Source organism: Rheinheimera oceanensis (assembly GCF_018831085.1).
Lineage (GTDB): Bacteria > Pseudomonadota > Gammaproteobacteria > Enterobacterales > Alteromonadaceae > Alishewanella > Alishewanella oceanensis.
In genome coordinates this window covers 1-644 of record NZ_JAGPNM010000043.1, presented here as the reverse complement: position 1 = coordinate 644, position 644 = coordinate 1, and the positions used below count along the sequence as shown (strand labels likewise).

At 53.1% G+C, this 644-nt stretch carries 1 protein-coding gene; it reads left to right on the top strand.

The window, feature by feature from the left end; genetic code table 11:
• Nucleotides 1-644, top strand: a 644-nt coding sequence (locus tag J3B89_RS21015; protein ID WP_215399549.1) for a multicopper oxidase domain-containing protein, incomplete at both ends; no start/stop codon positions are given.

The window sequence follows — 644 nt, the reverse complement described above, 5'->3', positions numbered from 1 at the left end:
CAGGGGCTGGCGGTGGGCGGCGTGCTGGCCACTTTTCCGCATATCGTCAGGGCGGGTAGCGCCTTTAAAGATAATGCCTTTACCGGCTATGCCACTGAGCTCAGCGGTAACGTGATTGATTTAACCATCGGCGAAGCGCTGGTAAATTTTACCGGCGTGGTCCGTAAAGCCACCACCATCAATGGTTCGATACCGGCACCGACCTTACGCTTGCGCGAAGGCGATGAGGTCACCATACGGGTAACCAATACCTTGTCGGTGCCCAGCTCAATTCACTGGCACGGTATTATTTTACCCTACCAGATGGACGGCGTACCCGGCATGAGCTTCAGAGGCATTATGCCCGGCGAAACCTTTGTCTATCGTTTTACGTTAAAGCAAAGCGGCACGTACTGGTATCACTCGCACAGTGGCTTTCAGGAAATGACCGGCATGTATGGCGCGCTGATCATTGAACCCAAAGCGCAGGATGTAATTGCCGCCGATCGCGAATATGTGGTGCAGCTGTCAGACTGGACCGATGAAGATCCACATACGGTGTTTCGCAAATTAAAAGTGCAAAGTGATTTGTACAATTTTAATCAGCCAACAGTGCAGGACATGCTGCGCGATATCACTGACAGAGGGCTGGACGCGGCGCTGGC